Below are 15328 nucleotides of genomic sequence, written 5' to 3' on the forward strand. Positions count from 1 at the left end.
ATGAAAGTGGTTCGACAGGTATTGATTATAGCAATGCTGCTGGCAAGTGCAACAGGAATGGCCCAGCAATCAGGAATGGTAAAAGGTTCTACAGCTGAAGGTGCTACCGTTTCGCTGTTGAAGGCAAAAGATTCTTCGCTCGTTAAGTTGGACGTAGCAACAAAGTCAGGCCAATTCAGGTTCGAGGCCCTGGCTTTCGGCGACTATCTTCTACGAATAAGCGCTGTCGGCTACCGGCCCTACACAAGTGAGCCTTTCTCACTAACCGCGGAACATTCCGAACAGGCTTTCCCTTCTATTGCCTTAACCAGGACGGAAGCAGAACTTGGCGGAGTAACAGTTACTGCCAAAAAACCAATGATCGAGCAACGGGCAGACCGCACCATGGTAAATGTGGATGCAGGAATTTCAAATGCCGGCGCCACTGCAATGGAAGTGCTGGAAAAATCACCCGGAGTTGCGGTTGACCGCGACGGGAACATAAGCCTGAAAGGCAGGCAGGGCGTTATGGTCATGATTGACGGGAAACCCAGCTACCTGTCTGGCCCTGATCTTGCGAGCCTGCTCAACAGCATGAGTGCGAACCAGCTCGACCAGATCGAGATAATGACCAATCCACCTGCCAAATATGATGCAGCCGGAAATTCAGGCATCATTAACATCAAAACGAAGAAGAACAAACAACGTGGATGGAACGGCAACCTCAGCCTGGGATACGGGCAGGGCCGATACTGGAAGACAAACAACAGCCTGAACCTGAATTACCGGAATGAAAAATTCAATGCGTTTGTCAATTACAGTCAGAATTCAAACAAGGGCTTCAATGAGCTCCTGATCAAGCGGACATACCTTGATGATTCGCGCAAATTCCCGGTAGAGTATTTCGATCAACCCACGCACCTTGTATCTCAAGGGTCCAACAATACACTTAAAGTGGGGATGGACTATTATGCCGGAAAAAATACGACCATCGGTGTAGTTGGCACCGGGTTTATCTCTCCCCGCAAATTCGATGCTACGAGTACAGGGTACAAACGTGATATCGACAGCACGCTGGAGTATTCAGTGAAAACCGTAAGTGACAACAGTAACAAATGGAAGAACGGCACTTTGAATCTTAACCTGCGCCACCAGTTCAGCAAGGAAAAGGAACTGTCTGCAGACCTTGATTATGTGCATTACAACATGGTGAATAACCAGCTGTTCAATAACTATACTTATGACGGTAATGATGCACTGACCTCTTCTGAACAGCTCAGGGGTGACCTGCCTGCAACGATCTCGATCTATGCCGCCAAGTCCGACTATACCCATATTTTCAGCTCTGGTCTCAAACTGGAAAGCGGGCTGAAAACAAGCTTCGTTGAAACTGACAACAGGGCCGACTACTTTAACCTGAATAGCGGGCTGTGGGAGGCCGACTATGAAAAAACAAATCATTTCCGTTATCGCGAAAATATCAATGCTGCTTATGCCACGGCCACCAGGGCAATTGGCAAATGGAACCTGCAGGGTGGATTACGTTTTGAAAATACCTATTACAGGGGGAAACAGCTGGGCAACCCCGCAAAACCGGATTCATCGTTTTCAAAAAGTTACAACAACCTGTTTCCGACTGTGTATATCACGTATAACGCCGATTCATCCAATGTATTTACGATTAATGCAGGAAGACGGATCGACAGGCCTGCTTACCAGCAATTAAACCCCTTCCTGTTTTACATAAACCAGAAAACATACCAGGAGGGCAACCCTTACCTGCAACCGCAGTTCACCTACACTTTTGAGGCGTCACATACCTATAAAGGATGGCTTACGACCTCAGTGAGCTATGCCGATACAAAACAATCTTTCAACCAGTTGTTCCGCCCGGCGCCGGGGAACATAACCATCCTGAAAGAAGGGAACCTGGCGCGTGCAAAGACCGTGAACCTGACAATTACCACGCAGCTCAATCCCACAAGCTGGTGGTCAGCAAATATTTCTGCAACCGGAACTTACCAGGAAGTGCGGGTGCCTGAGCGGGAAAGTGACTTCAACAGTGAAGCATTCAGTGTATCAGGAAATATCAATAACCAGTTCAAACTGAAAAAGGGCTGGGCGGCAGAGTTATCCGGGAACTACAACGGGCTAAATCGCGAATCACAATTCATTATTCACCCGTTCGGGCAGGTAACTGCAGGTGTATCCAAACAGATCCTGAAGTCGAAAGGCAGTCTTAAGTTCAGTGTAAGAGATATCTTCTTTACACAGGGAATAACCGGTGATATTAAATACGGTGAAGTGCGTGAGCATTTCGTTCAGAACCGGGACTCACGCGTTGCGAACATCACATTTACCTACCGGTTTGGAAAGAATTTTTCAGATAACCGCCGCCGTAACAACACGACAAGTGAAGAACAACGCCGGGTTGGCGGAAACTAAAAAGATGAAAGTCGGAGATCAGCTGGTGTGGTCAGAAATGATCACCCAGCGATCATTGATTTTCCGGAACAGGAGGGTATACAATCCGCCCGCATCGCCGATGGTCCTGGTCAGATGCCATTTGCCTACAACCATGTAAACATTATCGGCCAGCCGGATAACATGCAGCAGATCGAATTTGAGTGTTCCCATTTTTTCCCTGCTGTTGTAGGTCTTCCTGTAGCGCTCCAGGGTATTGTTAAACCCATAGGTCACCCCGGAACTGCCGATGAACATGAGGGAGTCTGAGTTCCAGTAACCCTTCATAAACGTTTCGATATCCCCTTTATTCCAGGCTTCCTGTTGTGCCTGCATTACTTCGCGGATAGACAAATCATCAGCTTTTTGCGCAAATAAAATATTGGCTGACAATATACAAAGGGCAAAAATCAATGTTCTCATGCAAGGAATTTACCGGTAAGGTACATTTGCATTTCAATTCGCACAAATAATGAAAAAGATCTATCATCTTGCCAATTGTGACACCTGCCAGAAGATATTGAAGGAAGTGGACGCAGTGAAACAAAAGGCGGAGTTACAGGATATTAAAACCGAAAACATCACCCCGGCCCAGCTCGAGGAAATGAAAGAAAAAGCAGGAAGCTATGAAGCGCTGTTCAGCCGCAGGGCATTAAAGTTCCGCAGCATGGGCCTGCATGAAAAAACGCTTACAGAAAAAGATTACCGGAGTCTTATCCTGCAGGAATATACCTTCCTGAAACGGCCGGTAGCAATCGTCGGCGAAGAAATATTCATAGGGAATACAAAGGCAGTTACCGAGCAGCTCAGGGCAGCACTTAAAAAGAAGTCATAACAGTACTCACGAATATGCTCATATGATTATATGACCGCTCATCCAAATCGCATGATGATGTGATTGAATTTCTTGTCAACCCGGCTGAATTTAGCATCTTAAACTTTATTATATGAAAAGAGGATTTCTGTTTTGTTCAGCCTTTGTTCTCCTGGCAGCCGGTACAGCCTGTAACCATGGTGATGCTCCTTCACCGGATCCTGCCCAGGGAAGGGTGGTAAAAAAGCTTGTGGCTTCTGAATCGGATTACCAGGCTTACACATTTAATGGCAATAACCAGTTATCGGATTATACTGTTCAATGGCAAAGTAGCCAGGACCATACTTCGCGGCAGGACTATCATTTTGAGTATGAAGGCCGGAAAGTAATCCGCGTTACCAACCAGGGTGGTGGACGCGTTGAATACCATTATAATGGAAACAGGATAATTTCGGCTGACAACTATGCCAGCAATGGAAGGAAATTATCGACCCATGAGTTCAGTTATGACCCACAGGGTCGGGTAAAGGAACTGGTTGAAAAAATCGAATCACCACAGGATATTGCAGAGTTAAAATTTGTTCTTGCATACCATTCCGACGGCAATCTGAAAACGATCACGCACCTGGCGCGACGGATGGGATCACAACAGTTCCTTGAGAGCTTCACCCAGTTCTTCGAGGCTTATGACAAGAAGAATCAACCGGTTGCATCCATGTTGCTGGGTCATTATCTTCCGGGCATTGTATTGCATAAGAACAACCCGTTAAAAATGAAAACGCTTATGCCTGATGGAAGTACCGAAAGAACCCTTGTTATGGAATACCAGTATGATAATGAAGGTTACCCCTCAAGCCGGAAACAACATATTGAAATGAACGGCCAGTCACTTCCGGCTCTGGAGTATACCTATATTTATTGATGGCTATTTATCAAGTTTCATATTAAACCGGGCAGCCTGCTGGCGGATTATCTTTTCCACTTCTGTTTCCAGGGTTTGGTCTGTGTTGCTGCTGTTTTCTGACCTTGCCTGAGTAAGAAAGGCCTCCCGTTTAACGGATAAGGCAGCAATTTCCTTTTGGATCCGGTCACGGTCGGCAGAAAGGGTGTGGATGTACTTTTTGATCTCTTCGGGACTTTTGCCTTTCAGTGTATCAGGCAAATCCCCGGGTTTAACAGTTGTGACAAACCCGGGATTGGCGGCCTCCGCGTCTACCAGGTCCCAGCTGTCATTCCGGTAGAGTTCTTTCTTGCCTTTTACTGATATACGCTTTACTGCAACAGAAGAGTGCACTTTGTAATTGGCCTGGTCCACCTGTTCCTGCATGGCTTTTCCTTCGGCAGCCTTTCTTCCATAGCCCACATAGGTCTTGTTCAGCTTTTCATTCAGTTCGATCAAAGGTTGGTCGTACGGCGTTGCGATGTCCTGGATCCTGGCGTCTGAATTAATGAAAGTGTAACTACCGTTTCCACATTCTGAGCCCAGGTTCCAGTGTTCCCTGATTCCCTGCATCCGGTCACCGCAATAGATCGTGTTTACAATCACCCCCTTTTGTTTTGCCAGTACACAGGCTTTTGTGAATGGTATCGATCCCTGGAGAAAATCTTCATTTCCTGCAATAAAAATCACTTTGTAATTATTGTTTCCGCCCGACCATGGCAATTCTGAAAGGGATGTCAGCATCACCTGTCCGCAATACTCATCACCGCCGTTTGTATTGAGCCGAAACAGGTTTCTGGAAACGAGATCGAGGTCGGTCGTGAAAGGACTGATCTGTTCAACATAACCTTTACCAACTTTATTTGTAAGCCTTCCGTACTCATAAAGAGCCAGCTCAACGCGGGGAGCCTGGCCGTCGCATTTTGCTTTTCCCAGCACACTGACCATATTCCACAACTGGGCTTTGGCCTGTTCAATTAATCCGTCCATACTGTTGCTGACATCGAGCAGTATAGCGACCTGGATCTTTGAAGGCTCCGCTGTCATGGCAATTTCCTTATGCGGGTTCGTGCCTGGTGCCGCAACTGTCGCCTGGCTGACCGCTTTCTTTTCAACCGGCTTAGCCGGGGAAACAATGAGCTCAGGTATTTTTGTGGGTGGAGGAACTGATTGAGTTTCCGCCGAAATGGTGGTATAACGATAATAAGTAACCGATGCGACAGCAGCCGTAAACAGGGTTGCGTATGTCGCAGATTTGAGCAGGGATGGCATAGTAGTGGTTTTGACTAAGAGATGCTTCCTGCTGAAGGATTACATATAACCCGGCGTCTAATTATATTACTATTAACAATGTTTAGCCATCCTGGTACGGGAAAATGGTGTCCTGCTACAATTCATCCGGCATTTCAGTCGCTTCATGATCAAAGCGCTTGTATCCACCCCCGGCGCTATTTACATTTGCGGAAGAAAAAACCTTGTTCAATGAAACGGATATTATTAATTGGAATTCCACTGGTGATACTGTCGGTCATTGCGGCTGACAGTATCCTGGATCCGTTGCGGTCGGGAAATCTCCGGCGTGGGGCTGTTGTTGTTCCGAATGTAATGACGGAGCATACGTCTGGGACTGTCAGCCCGATTCACCTCGTTAGCGGATTCAGTCTCCGGACATCACTTGGAATTTTAGACAGATCCCTTGATCGTCAGCTGGAAGCAGAACAGGAAGAGGATCTCCTTGCCGGCGAAGACATGCATATCTGGTTGAAAACCATATAACTGGTCACTCCACTATGCGCAGTTTTGCATAATTGAGCATAATCTTCTTTTCGCCGTTCAGTTCAAATACAACAGTTGCCACAGGATTGTGAGCACTTCCTTCCATTTTACTTACTGTCCCAAATCCGAATTTCTGGTGTTCCACCTTCTGACCTGCCTGTAACCCGCTGGTATCGCTTGGAATGAAATCAGCTGAGGGCTTATGTTCAACCACCTTGGGTGCAGATTTTGGCGGCACATAAGAAGGAACGGTATCTTTCCGCTTGCTGGGAGGCGGACCATAAGTCCTTTCCGCCTGTTCGGTTGCACCAAAACCTTTCATCCGGTCAAAAGCAGATCCCTGGCTATATCCCGCGCCCTGGTTACGGACGCCTCCGCCGGCATAACTCCTGTCGAGGTACAGAACCGGGATTTCATCAATAAAGCGGCTGGGCTCGTTCTGTACCAGCTGGCCGAATTTGTACCGGGTATTGGCATAGGTAATCCATAGCCTCGCCTTTGCCCGGGTTATTACTACATAGAAAAGTCGTCGCTCCTCTTCCAGTTCTTCCCGCGTATTTATAGACATGGCATTTGGAAAGAGCATTTCTTCGAGGCCGGCTGCAAACACGACCGGAAATTCCAGGCCTTTTGCGGCGTGGATGGTCATTAGTTTTACCGTATCCGCATTGGGGTCTTTTTCATCCGCATCGGTAAGGAGAGTGATCTGTTGCAGGTAGGCAGTAAGGCCTTTATCACCAACTTCGCCTTCATCATTGCTAGGCGTTTCTGTAAACTCCTTGATACTGTTAAGCAATTCCTGGACGTTTTCGTATCGCTGGAGCCCTTCTGTTGTTTTGTCGTTGAAAAGCTCTTTAACGATGTTGGTCTGCTTGCCGACATGGAAAGCTACATCATAGGCGTTTTTTACCTGGAGCATACTCTGACAGCTCTTAATCAGCGTAACAAAATTCTCTATTGCCTCGAGCGTACTGGCTTTGAACCCCGCCTGCGCTGCATTAACCAGGACCTCCCACATGGTAATGCCGGAGTTGTTGGCAATCAACATGATCTTATCGATGGTCGTTTTCCCGATTCCACGCACCGGGTAGTTGATGATCCGCTTCAATGCTTCTTCATCACGGGTATTGATGATCAGTCGCAGGTAAGCAACAAAATCCTTAATCTCTTTTCTAGCATAGAAGCTGACACCACCATACATTGTATAGGCAATCCCCATCCGCCGAAGGCTTTCTTCGAACGCCCGGCTCTGCGCGTTGGTGCGGTAAAGAATCGCAAAATCACGGTTTGAATAATGGTTCCTGAGCTTTTGTTCCTGGATAGTATCTGCAACAAACTTTCCTTCCTCATTATCAGTCATGGTTCGTACCAGGCGGATCTTTTCACCTTCCCCATTCTCCGTCCACAGTTCCTTTGGGATCTGCCCTTTGTTGTTGTTGATCACTTCATTCGCAACATTCAGGATCGACTTGGTACTACGGTAATTCTGTTCAAGTTTGATGACCTTAACGTCGTCGTAGTCTTTCTGAAACTGGAGGATGTTCTGGATGGTCGCTCCCCGGAAGGAGTAAATCGATTGGGCATCATCGCCAACCACGCAGACATTCTCGTGGGCCGCCCCGAGTAATTTAATGATCTCGTACTGTGCAGGGTTGGTATCCTGGTACTCATCAATAAGTATATACCGGAACTTATGCTGGTACTTTACCAGGGCTTCGGGAAATTGTTTCAGCAGGTCATACATCTTGATGAGCAGGTCATCAAAATCCATCGCACCGTTTTTAAAGCAGCGCTTCGCGTATGCATCATAGATCTTTGCGATCAGCGGGCGATTACTCCTCGAATCCTCCTGCTGGATATAATAATCCTGTGCGTAATCGGCTGGCCCGACAAGTGCGTTTTTTGCACTTGAGATCCTGTTGTAAACGATATTGGGCTTGTACAGTTTATCATCAAGATTCATCTCGTTGATAACCGTCTTAACCACGCTTTTCGCATCGTCCGTATCATATATGGTAAAGGAGTTCGGGTAACCGAGCCTGTGCGCCTCACTGCGGAGGATCCGCGCAAAAACGCTGTGGAAAGTTCCGATGTACAGGTTGCGGGCGTCGGCGTTACCAAGCATCTTTTCAATCCTTTCCTTCATCTCCTTTGCCGCCTTGTTGGTAAACGTAAGCGCAAGAATATTGAATGCGTCAACCTTATGGAATGACATCAGATGAGCGATTCGGGTGGTAAGCACTTTGGTTTTCCCACTTCCGGCCCCTGCCACTATCATCAATGGTCCGTCTTTATGTAATACAGCTTCACGTTGCCGGTCATTGAGTCCGGATAAATAATCTTGCATAAACTTCTCCAAATCTGTTAACGGCAAATATCCCAAATTTTAAACGATGAAGTTGACTCAAGTTTTCCCCTTCGTGGGCTCTCAGGTCATTTCACCCATTTTTACCGGGTGTAATCCTCGCCTTCACCCGACGGGTGGGACCCGACGGGTGGGAAAGTCGCCGGTAGTCCCAGGGGGCGGTGGGTGACTGTTTTTGCCAGAGGCCCAGGCGCTGAAGGCGGGCTTTGCGTTCAGCGTCCGCGAGAATTTTGTCTGAGGAGTATTTTTTGAAGTGCCAGGACATCCCGTTTGCGATCATCCTGAAATTTATCCACGTGTTGCCGTCAACGTACACATCTGCCAGTAGCCGGCCGTAACGGTCCTTTTTCCGGTACCGGACACTGACCTGTTTTTTTTGCAACATATTACCCAATGATTGCCTGCTTGCCTGGTAAAAATCCTGGCCTCTTTCAGGTGCATCAATACCATTCAGCCGCACACGAAACTGGCGGTGGGCTGAATCCAGCAATACGAAAGTGTCTCCATCAGTCACTTTCACGACAAAACCTGTAAGCAAAAAAGTGGAAGGTTTGCCGGGGACATCAGTTCCTGCCGGCAGAAGGAACAAAAAGGCCAAAATCCAGTTCATAGGGTGAATTAAGTCGTCAATTTACAGATCCGTGGAGAGAAACGGGGATTAGCTGCCACGTTTCGTCCATTACAACTGCACCAGGTAAGCGGAGGGACATCCCGAAGTACAGTTTTTGCATAATCCAGGTTAATCCGTAAATGAGCAGAACATGAAAGAGATACAATATTTTGATGCGTTACCAGCCACAATCTATATGGCTCTGATTTATTTTGGTGCAACCATTATTTCGCTGGGAGGATTGTTTCTTCTCAACAGAATTTTCAGAGCAGCCGCTTATTACAATGAACGGTTTACAAAAATAAGCCACGGAGAACCGACATTCCTCGTACTTGATGGTAAACCAATGCTCAAGAACCTCAGGTTCGAACATATGTCACTGGAAGACCTGAACGAGTCCCTTCATCAGAATGGCATAAACGAAATCAGCCTGGTTAAATATGTGATCAAGGAAACGAATGGCCAGATCAGCATAATAAAAGAAGATCCGGCACATACAACTACCCGTGAAAATAGTAAACCGTCAGTTGCATTAACGGCGTGACCAGAGCTAACTGTTTTCAAGAATTGTCATGAGTATCTTTTCGTCGGCAGTCAGGCCGGCACGCTGGTCATCTTTTTCGATTTCGTTGAGCTCGTTAAGGTATTGATCCAGCTCCTCGTTAGTATACTTGTCGATAATTGACGGATGAACATAATACTTGCGGCAGATCGTACGGGTATTCCCGAGTTTCACGCTCACTTCGTCAAGAGCAGTCAGCAGGTTTTTTTTCCTGTCAATCACTTCCCCGGTTTTTTCAAGGCTCCTGAAAGCCCGAAGGATGCTCAAAGAGCCTGCCCAGGTACGGAAGTCCTTAGCGGTAAAATTGCCGCCGGTGATTTCCCTGATATACGAGTTCACCATACCACTGTCGAGCGATTTTCTATCACCATCCTTATCGATGTACTGAAACAATTCATTACCGGGAATATCCCGGCATTGCTTCACAATTTTTGCCAGCTTCCTGCTCCTTAGTGTCAGGGTATGCATAATTCCTTTCTTTCCCTTGAAGCTCATCCTGATATCATCATTGCTGATCTGAACGTGCCTGTCCTTCAGTGTCGTGAGACCATATGAACCATTCATCTTCTCATATCCTTCATTGCCGATCCGGATGAAAGTCCTTTCCATAACCATTATGGCTGTTGCGATCACCTTTCGTTCATTAAGTTCCTGTTGGGAGAAGTCTTTTTCGACAGCCAGGCGAAGAGCCGGCAAGGCCTTTCCGAATTCAAGGAGGGAATGAAATTTCGTTTCCTTTCGCAGGCTGGTCCACAATGCGTGGTAACGGTACTGCTTACGGTTCCGGGCATCTAGGCCGGTAGCCTGGATATGACCATTTTCAAGCCAGCAGATCCAGACATTTGTCCATGCCGGGGGAATGGCCAGTTTCCGGATCCTTTCCAATACCTGCCCGTCTTTCACGAGTGATTCCTTATGCAGGTAGGAAAATCCCTTCCCCTTTTTCATCCGGATGATGCCTTCATCCTTATCATTGACGTATACAAGGTCGATTGCTTTGGCAGACGATTCAGGGTCCTGGTGAAGTTTTACCAGTTTGCGGTGCGACAGTGTTTTCAGCTCTTCCATATCAATTTCGCTTAACATGGTCCAAAAACAATCCTGCCACCGGTTTCAAGTAAAATACCCGCACACCAAAAGGTCTACGGGTATGATTTGTAGAAAATATTGCGCGATACTAGGACTCTTATGAGCCACGTTGTGCCCCGCCCGTAAGTTTGGTCTGCCGGGAGGCTGATTTCGAGTTGGTTTTTCCTTTACCTGCAGCAAATGCAGCTGCCTTGTTTTGCGTCTGCTGCTTCTTCTTGTCCTTGTTGTTCTTGTTATTGTTTAGTAGTGACATGACTTTGGATTTTGAAATCAATAATATTGAAACATTGGCAGTTTCTGATTACAATCTTGTTAAAAACCATCCGGTGGAACATTTACAACCCAATTGTTCAGGGCAATCCTGCCCCTGATATTTGCTGCCTGCCAGCGGACCGCGAATAGTCCTCCGCTCAGTACAGCAACTTTCTTATACCCTGATAATGCTAACATCTTTGCCGCACTGAATGTTTCGGGCTGACTTGAAAAGCCATAAACCAATATCGGGCGGTCTTTAGAGAATGACCATGAAGAGGCACTCTCCTGCATAAGCGGGTAAGGAATATTTACGGCATTGCGGATATTCCCCTTATTCAGGTACTCTTCTTTTGCCTGATTATGGAAAGCAAGCGTGTCACGGATGTCGATTATGAGGGGGTCTTTTGCCGAGGCGGACCATGTATCCAGTTCGGAAGGGGTGATCACTTTGTAGGGTGCGGAAGAAATCCACCAGTCATATTTTTCGGGAAGATCGGCAGGAGAAGTGGCCATCCACTTGTCCATTCCTTCCAGCAGTACCCTGATGTCTGTGTATCCCTGGTCAGCCAGGATATTTGCCACTTTCCGGCTTCCTTCGCCGAAATCATCTACCAGCACGATCGTTTTCCTTTTAGGTATGTCTTTCACCGCCTCAAGCACATCAATTCCCCCGGCTACCGGGCGTGCAGTTTTTATTTTGCCGAAAGCATTAAGCTTTTCATTCGAAGAAATTCCCTTGTAAGATGAATCGGGTCGAACATCCAGCAGCACAGCATTGCCCGGCTGCCTGGCGAGACTGATTAATTCAGCGGGCCCTATCAGCCTGAACCGGTTGGTTGTGCCATGTAACTGTGCCGCACAACCGACAACTGCATTTCCTTTGACCTGCAGCCCGGTCAGGCCTTCATTGATATTAAATACCTGGGTGAAGCCCTTTTCAGCAAGAAGTGTGGAGGCCCGCCGGCTCCTTTGGCTATGTGAACAATAAATAAAAATGGGCTTCGATTTATAAGCATCCAGTTCACCAACCCTTTTCGGCAGTTCACGGATGTCAATATTGATCGCATTTTCGAGGTGGCCAATATTATAATTCGTAAACTGGCTTGTATCTGCATATTCGCCCGGACTTCTCACATCAAGCAGTAAATAGCCCGGGTGTTGTTTCAGTTCCTTGCAAAGCTCTTCCAGGTAAACGGTCTTATAAGTTTTGTTATCGTTTTTGTATTGGGCATGGCTATAGCTGACTAACAGCAGTACAAGCAATGTGCTCATGGGAAGGACCTTCTTCATAGCAGAGTTTGTTTCAATTTCGGAAAGCCGGAAATATTCAACCATAAGTTAAGGAGATGACCAGAAAAATGGCAGTGACTTTATACAGAAGGTTAACCGAACGGAAAGGAGGTGGAAGGGCAATAAAATTGATGGTGAACCTTTGGATTTACAGCAATTCTAATTGTTAAAAAATCATAAAATTATTTGGCTGTTTCAGGAACAAAAACATATCTTCACAACCGCCAAATATAAAAAAAGAAGGTCCACTGTAGAAACAGTCGACCTCTAACGATTGCTTGCCATATAAAAAACTCTTCAGATCTTGTTTGTGGCTTACCTTGTAAGCGGAGTTCTGAAATTTTTGACCTCTACGATTCTTTGCTTCCTAACGATTGCTTGCCGTATTTTTCTTTTTCTCTGAACTCTGATGTAAAAATAGTCCCAGGAATTTCGCAGGTCAAATCAAATTTGACCGTTTTTTATTACTTCAAAAGGGGTATTTTTGCATCTAAAGCCTTATCCAACAAGGATTTCCGGAAAAATAGTTAATGATGCCCAACAGATCTACAGACGCTTTATTTCAGTTAATAAAATCTCTTCACAAGGCAGAAAAGCGGCATTTTAAACTATATATCAAGCGCAGTTCGGCAAAAGAAGACCTGAAAATCGTGGAGTTGTTCGACACACTGGATAAACTTCCCGACTATGACGAAAAGATTTTATTAAAGAAACTGCCTTCAATTCAGAAGCCACAGCTGAATAATATCAAGACTCACCTTTACAAACAGTTGCTGGCGAGTCTTCGTGACCTGAAAAGTACAGATACACTGGAGTTACAGCTGTCGGAGCAGCTCGACAATGCCCGGATTCTTTATCACAAAGGATTGAAACACCAGGCCCTGAAGATCCTGGAGCGGGCGCGGGAACTGGCAAAAGCCAATGGTAAATTCAACTACCTGGCGCAGGTGATCTCCCTGGAAAAGAAGATTGAAACGCTTCATATTACCCGGACTATCCAGGAAAAGACCGAAAGCCTGACACAGGAAGCCCTGGAGATCAGTAGCCATATCGACAGGGTAACCCGCCTTTCCAACCTGGCACTCCGGCTATACGGATGGTACGTAATGCATGGCCATGCGAGGAACGAAAAGGACGAGACGGGGATCAGGCAGTTCTTCAAGGACCAGTTACCTTCAGATGCGTTTGAGCTGACGGATTTTTATGAACGTCTTTATCTCTACCAGAGTTACACCTGGTACGCTTTTATCCGCCAGGACTTCCTGATGTATTACCGTTATACGCAGAAATGGGTTGATCTTTTCGATTCCAATGAAGTAATGAAAAAAGTGGAGATCGGCCACTATATCAAGGGAATGCATAACCTCCTGAATGCCCACTTTGATCTCAGGAACTACCAGCAGTTTGAAAAAGCGCTTAAAGTATTTGAAACTTTTGCGCAAACACCGACGGCACAACAGCACGACAATTTCCGCATACACACCGATATCTACATCAATAGCGCGCGGTTGAACTGGCACCTGATGACAGGCACATTCAGGGAAGGCCTGAGCCTTGTTGATACGATTGCGGCCAACCTGGAGGAGTATACGCTGTACGTAGATCCTCACCGCATCGTGGTATTCAATTACAAGTTTGCCACATTGCATTTCGGCAGCGGAGACTATAATACCTGTATTGATTACCTGCAAAAGATCATCAATGATACTTCTGCCGACCTCCGGATCGACCTCCAGAGTTATGCCCGCCTCATGCACATGCTTGCGCATTATGAATTAGGCAATGACGAGATCATCGAGTCCCTCATCAAATCCGTTTACAGGTTTATGGCTAAAATGAAGAACCTGACGGTCGTTGAAGAAGAGATGTTCCGTTTTATCCGTCATTCGTTCGGCGTTTCTCCGAGGAAAATGAAACCCGAACTTGAAAAATTCCTGCATAAGATCAAGCACCTGGAGAAAAGCCGGTTTGAGACCCGGGCATTTGCCTACCTGGATATTATTTCATGGGTAGAGAGCAAGGTTTACGAAAAACCGATGAGTGTGATCATCCAGGAAAAATATCACCAGCAACGGAAAAGGAATTATGGCGGAAAGTTGGTGAAGGAAAGCAAACGGCTGGCAGGTTAAGATCGCAACATATCAAGTGATCGGGAATTTTTTCTTCCAGAGCCTGATAAAATACCACACAAGGGCGCCGAGGCTCAATAAAAACCATGCATAAAATATGTAATTGCCCAGCGTAGGTACCACATCAAAGAAGAACCAGCCGAACATTAGCCCGAACGTTGAGTTAATAAGCAGCCACAGCGAACCCAGCGAAACCGTCATAAGCGTTCGCACGAGCAGGTCGCGGGCATCATCTTCCATGTCGCTCATACCGCTAATTTGTAATAAATGTACTAATCAAGCAGGAGGTTCTCAAAGTCTGTTGAATCACCATTGAATACGTTGAAGTCAACCTTGCCCCGGATCCCATTCACATTCCCGGTTTCACTGTACTGCCAGAATGCCCAGTTGCGGGTGATCCGCGGCCGGTCTTTTTTGAGGTAGTGCGCGACCCATAAGGGATAGTCATTAAAGTCCGCCTTCAGGTAACGCTCATAGAAATCAACGTTGGTATAAATAATTGGCTTAACTCCATAGTGTGTTTCGACCCTTTCCAGGAAAGCCTTAACTTCTTTCTGAAGCTTTTCTGCACTTACGCCATAAGTCTGTTCCACGTCAAGCACGGGTGGCAGGTCACCAGGTTGAAGGTCGACCCTGCGGATAAAATTCTCAGCCTGTTCAGCCCCGCTTTTTGGCGCAATAAAAAAGTGGTAGGCACCGCGGGGCAAACCGGTTTCGGCCGCTTTCTCCCAGTTGCGCCGGAAATAACCGTCCATTTTTCCCAGTCCTTCCGTCGCTTTAATAAAAACAAAGCCGATGCGAACATCTTCCACTTCCATCTCCTTAACTGCTTCCCAGTTAATGCGCTGCTGGTATTTGGATACATCAATCCCATGAATGGAAAAATTTGCCGGGATCTCAATTCCGAAGGCATCATAACGGATAAAATCGGGTTGACTGCTTTTAAACCACCACCAGCCGAGGGCAGCGATTATTGCAAGTGTAAGTATTGCCAGCAATGACCTTGCCCCGGGTATGGTATCAGCTTTCTTTTTCGCCATGCGACCGCAAAGGAAC

15 protein-coding genes are annotated in these 15328 nt (G+C 46.6%); 6 read left to right on the top strand and 9 right to left on the bottom strand.

From position 1 onward, the window contains the following. Entirely contained in the window at positions 1–2424 is a 2424-nt protein-coding gene (locus OI18_RS10010; protein WP_039139515.1) for an outer membrane beta-barrel family protein, read from the top strand. 18 nt (positions 2425–2442) lie between these two features. Here OI18_RS10010 and OI18_RS10015 read toward each other — a convergent pair whose 3' ends face one another. Next, positions 2443–2865, bottom strand: coding sequence for a YybH family protein (locus OI18_RS10015; protein WP_039139516.1), 423 nt, complete (start codon positions 2863–2865; stop codon positions 2443–2445). 49 nt (positions 2866–2914) lie between these two features. Here OI18_RS10015 and OI18_RS10020 point away from each other — a divergent pair, with 49 nt between their 5' ends. Continuing rightward, positions 2915–3277, top strand: coding sequence for an arsenate reductase family protein (locus tag OI18_RS10020; RefSeq protein WP_039139517.1), 363 nt, complete (start codon positions 2915–2917; stop codon positions 3275–3277). 112 nt (positions 3278–3389) lie between these two features. Further along, complete coding sequence (locus OI18_RS10025) at positions 3390–4178, top strand: hypothetical protein (RefSeq protein WP_039139518.1); 789 nt, start codon at positions 3390–3392, stop codon at positions 4176–4178. A 3-nt stretch (positions 4179–4181) separates the two neighbouring features. On the opposite strand, the gene OI18_RS10030 is transcribed toward OI18_RS10025, so the two are convergent. After that, positions 4182–5468: a vWA domain-containing protein gene (locus tag OI18_RS10030; RefSeq protein ID WP_052273056.1), complete on the bottom strand. Its 1287-nt coding sequence runs from the start codon at positions 5466–5468 to the stop codon at positions 4182–4184. A 210-nt stretch (positions 5469–5678) separates the two neighbouring features. Between OI18_RS10030 and OI18_RS10035 the strand changes: the two genes are divergently transcribed. Next, entirely contained in the window at positions 5679–5972 is a 294-nt protein-coding gene (locus OI18_RS10035; protein ID WP_039139519.1) for a hypothetical protein, read from the top strand. Between the two features lie 4 nt (positions 5973–5976). On the opposite strand, the gene OI18_RS10040 is transcribed toward OI18_RS10035, so the two are convergent. After that, on the bottom strand, positions 5977–8319 hold the full coding sequence (locus OI18_RS10040) for an ATP-dependent helicase (protein WP_039139520.1): 2343 nt from the start codon (positions 8317–8319) through the stop codon (positions 5977–5979). A gap of 91 nt (positions 8320–8410) precedes the next feature. Further along, positions 8411–8947, bottom strand: a complete 537-nt coding sequence (locus tag OI18_RS10045) for a thermonuclease family protein (RefSeq protein WP_052273057.1) — start codon at positions 8945–8947, stop codon at positions 8411–8413. A 151-nt stretch (positions 8948–9098) separates the two neighbouring features. Between OI18_RS10045 and OI18_RS10050 the strand changes: the two genes are divergently transcribed. Then, on the top strand, positions 9099–9491 hold the full coding sequence (locus tag OI18_RS10050) for a DUF421 domain-containing protein (protein ID WP_039139521.1): 393 nt from the start codon (positions 9099–9101) through the stop codon (positions 9489–9491). Positions 9492–9497: 6 nt separating this feature from the next. Here OI18_RS10050 and OI18_RS10055 read toward each other — a convergent pair whose 3' ends face one another. The 3 genes from OI18_RS10055 to OI18_RS23755 form a co-directional block, all read right to left on the bottom strand. Further along, positions 9498–10577 (bottom strand): DNA topoisomerase IB, encoded by a 1080-nt coding sequence (locus OI18_RS10055; RefSeq protein WP_039139624.1) that lies wholly within the window; start codon positions 10575–10577, stop codon positions 9498–9500. A 118-nt stretch (positions 10578–10695) separates the two neighbouring features. Then, entirely contained in the window at positions 10696–10851 is a 156-nt protein-coding gene (locus OI18_RS24680; protein WP_160290215.1) for a hypothetical protein, read from the bottom strand. 59 nt (positions 10852–10910) lie between these two features. Next, the gene (locus OI18_RS23755) at positions 10911–12143 is read right to left on the bottom strand and encodes a rhodanese-like domain-containing protein (protein ID WP_160290216.1); all 1233 of its coding nucleotides are present in this window, start codon (positions 12141–12143) and stop codon (positions 10911–10913) included. A gap of 533 nt (positions 12144–12676) precedes the next feature. Here OI18_RS23755 and OI18_RS10065 point away from each other — a divergent pair. Next, positions 12677–14272 (top strand): hypothetical protein, encoded by a 1596-nt coding sequence (locus tag OI18_RS10065; RefSeq protein ID WP_052273060.1) that lies wholly within the window; start codon positions 12677–12679, stop codon positions 14270–14272. Positions 14273–14284: 12 nt separating this feature from the next. On the opposite strand, the gene OI18_RS10070 is transcribed toward OI18_RS10065, so the two are convergent. Then, positions 14285–14521 (bottom strand): hypothetical protein, encoded by a 237-nt coding sequence (locus OI18_RS10070; protein ID WP_039139522.1) that lies wholly within the window; start codon positions 14519–14521, stop codon positions 14285–14287. 23 nt (positions 14522–14544) lie between these two features. Further along, positions 14545–15312: a glycoside hydrolase family 25 protein gene (locus OI18_RS10075; RefSeq protein WP_039139524.1), complete on the bottom strand. Its 768-nt coding sequence runs from the start codon at positions 15310–15312 to the stop codon at positions 14545–14547. Between the last annotated feature and the right edge of the window lie 16 nt (positions 15313–15328).

It is taken from the genome of Flavihumibacter solisilvae, assembly GCF_000814475.1.
In the GTDB taxonomy this organism is placed as follows: Bacteria; Bacteroidota; Bacteroidia; order Chitinophagales; family Chitinophagaceae; genus Flavihumibacter; species Flavihumibacter solisilvae.

Excerpts from the sequence above, each read along its gene's own strand:
- OI18_RS10010 (WP_039139515.1), top strand. The coding sequence starts at position 1 with ATGAAAGTGGTTCGACAGGTATTGATTATAGCAATGCTGCTGGCAAGT.
- OI18_RS10015 (WP_039139516.1), bottom strand. The coding sequence starts at position 2,865 with ATGAGAACATTGATTTTTGCCCTTTGTATATTGTCAGCCAATATTTTA.
- OI18_RS10020 (WP_039139517.1), top strand. The coding sequence starts at position 2,915 with ATGAAAAAGATCTATCATCTTGCCAATTGTGACACCTGCCAGAAGATA.
- OI18_RS10025 (WP_039139518.1), top strand. The coding sequence starts at position 3,390 with ATGAAAAGAGGATTTCTGTTTTGTTCAGCCTTTGTTCTCCTGGCAGCC.
- OI18_RS10030 (WP_052273056.1), bottom strand. The coding sequence starts at position 5,468 with ATGCCATCCCTGCTCAAATCTGCGACATACGCAACCCTGTTTACGGCT.
- OI18_RS10035 (WP_039139519.1), top strand. The coding sequence starts at position 5,679 with ATGAAACGGATATTATTAATTGGAATTCCACTGGTGATACTGTCGGTC.
- OI18_RS10040 (WP_039139520.1), bottom strand. The coding sequence starts at position 8,319 with ATGCAAGATTATTTATCCGGACTCAATGACCGGCAACGTGAAGCTGTA.
- OI18_RS10045 (WP_052273057.1), bottom strand. The coding sequence starts at position 8,947 with ATGAACTGGATTTTGGCCTTTTTGTTCCTTCTGCCGGCAGGAACTGAT.
- OI18_RS10050 (WP_039139521.1), top strand. The coding sequence starts at position 9,099 with ATGAAAGAGATACAATATTTTGATGCGTTACCAGCCACAATCTATATG.
- OI18_RS10055 (WP_039139624.1), bottom strand. The coding sequence starts at position 10,577 with ATGGAAGAGCTGAAAACACTGTCGCACCGCAAACTGGTAAAACTTCAC.
- OI18_RS24680 (WP_160290215.1), bottom strand. The coding sequence starts at position 10,851 with ATGTCACTACTAAACAATAACAAGAACAACAAGGACAAGAAGAAGCAG.
- OI18_RS23755 (WP_160290216.1), bottom strand. The coding sequence starts at position 12,143 with ATGAAGAAGGTCCTTCCCATGAGCACATTGCTTGTACTGCTGTTAGTC.
- OI18_RS10065 (WP_052273060.1), top strand. The coding sequence starts at position 12,677 with ATGCCCAACAGATCTACAGACGCTTTATTTCAGTTAATAAAATCTCTT.
- OI18_RS10070 (WP_039139522.1), bottom strand. The coding sequence starts at position 14,521 with ATGAGCGACATGGAAGATGATGCCCGCGACCTGCTCGTGCGAACGCTT.
- OI18_RS10075 (WP_039139524.1), bottom strand. The coding sequence starts at position 15,312 with ATGGCGAAAAAGAAAGCTGATACCATACCCGGGGCAAGGTCATTGCTG.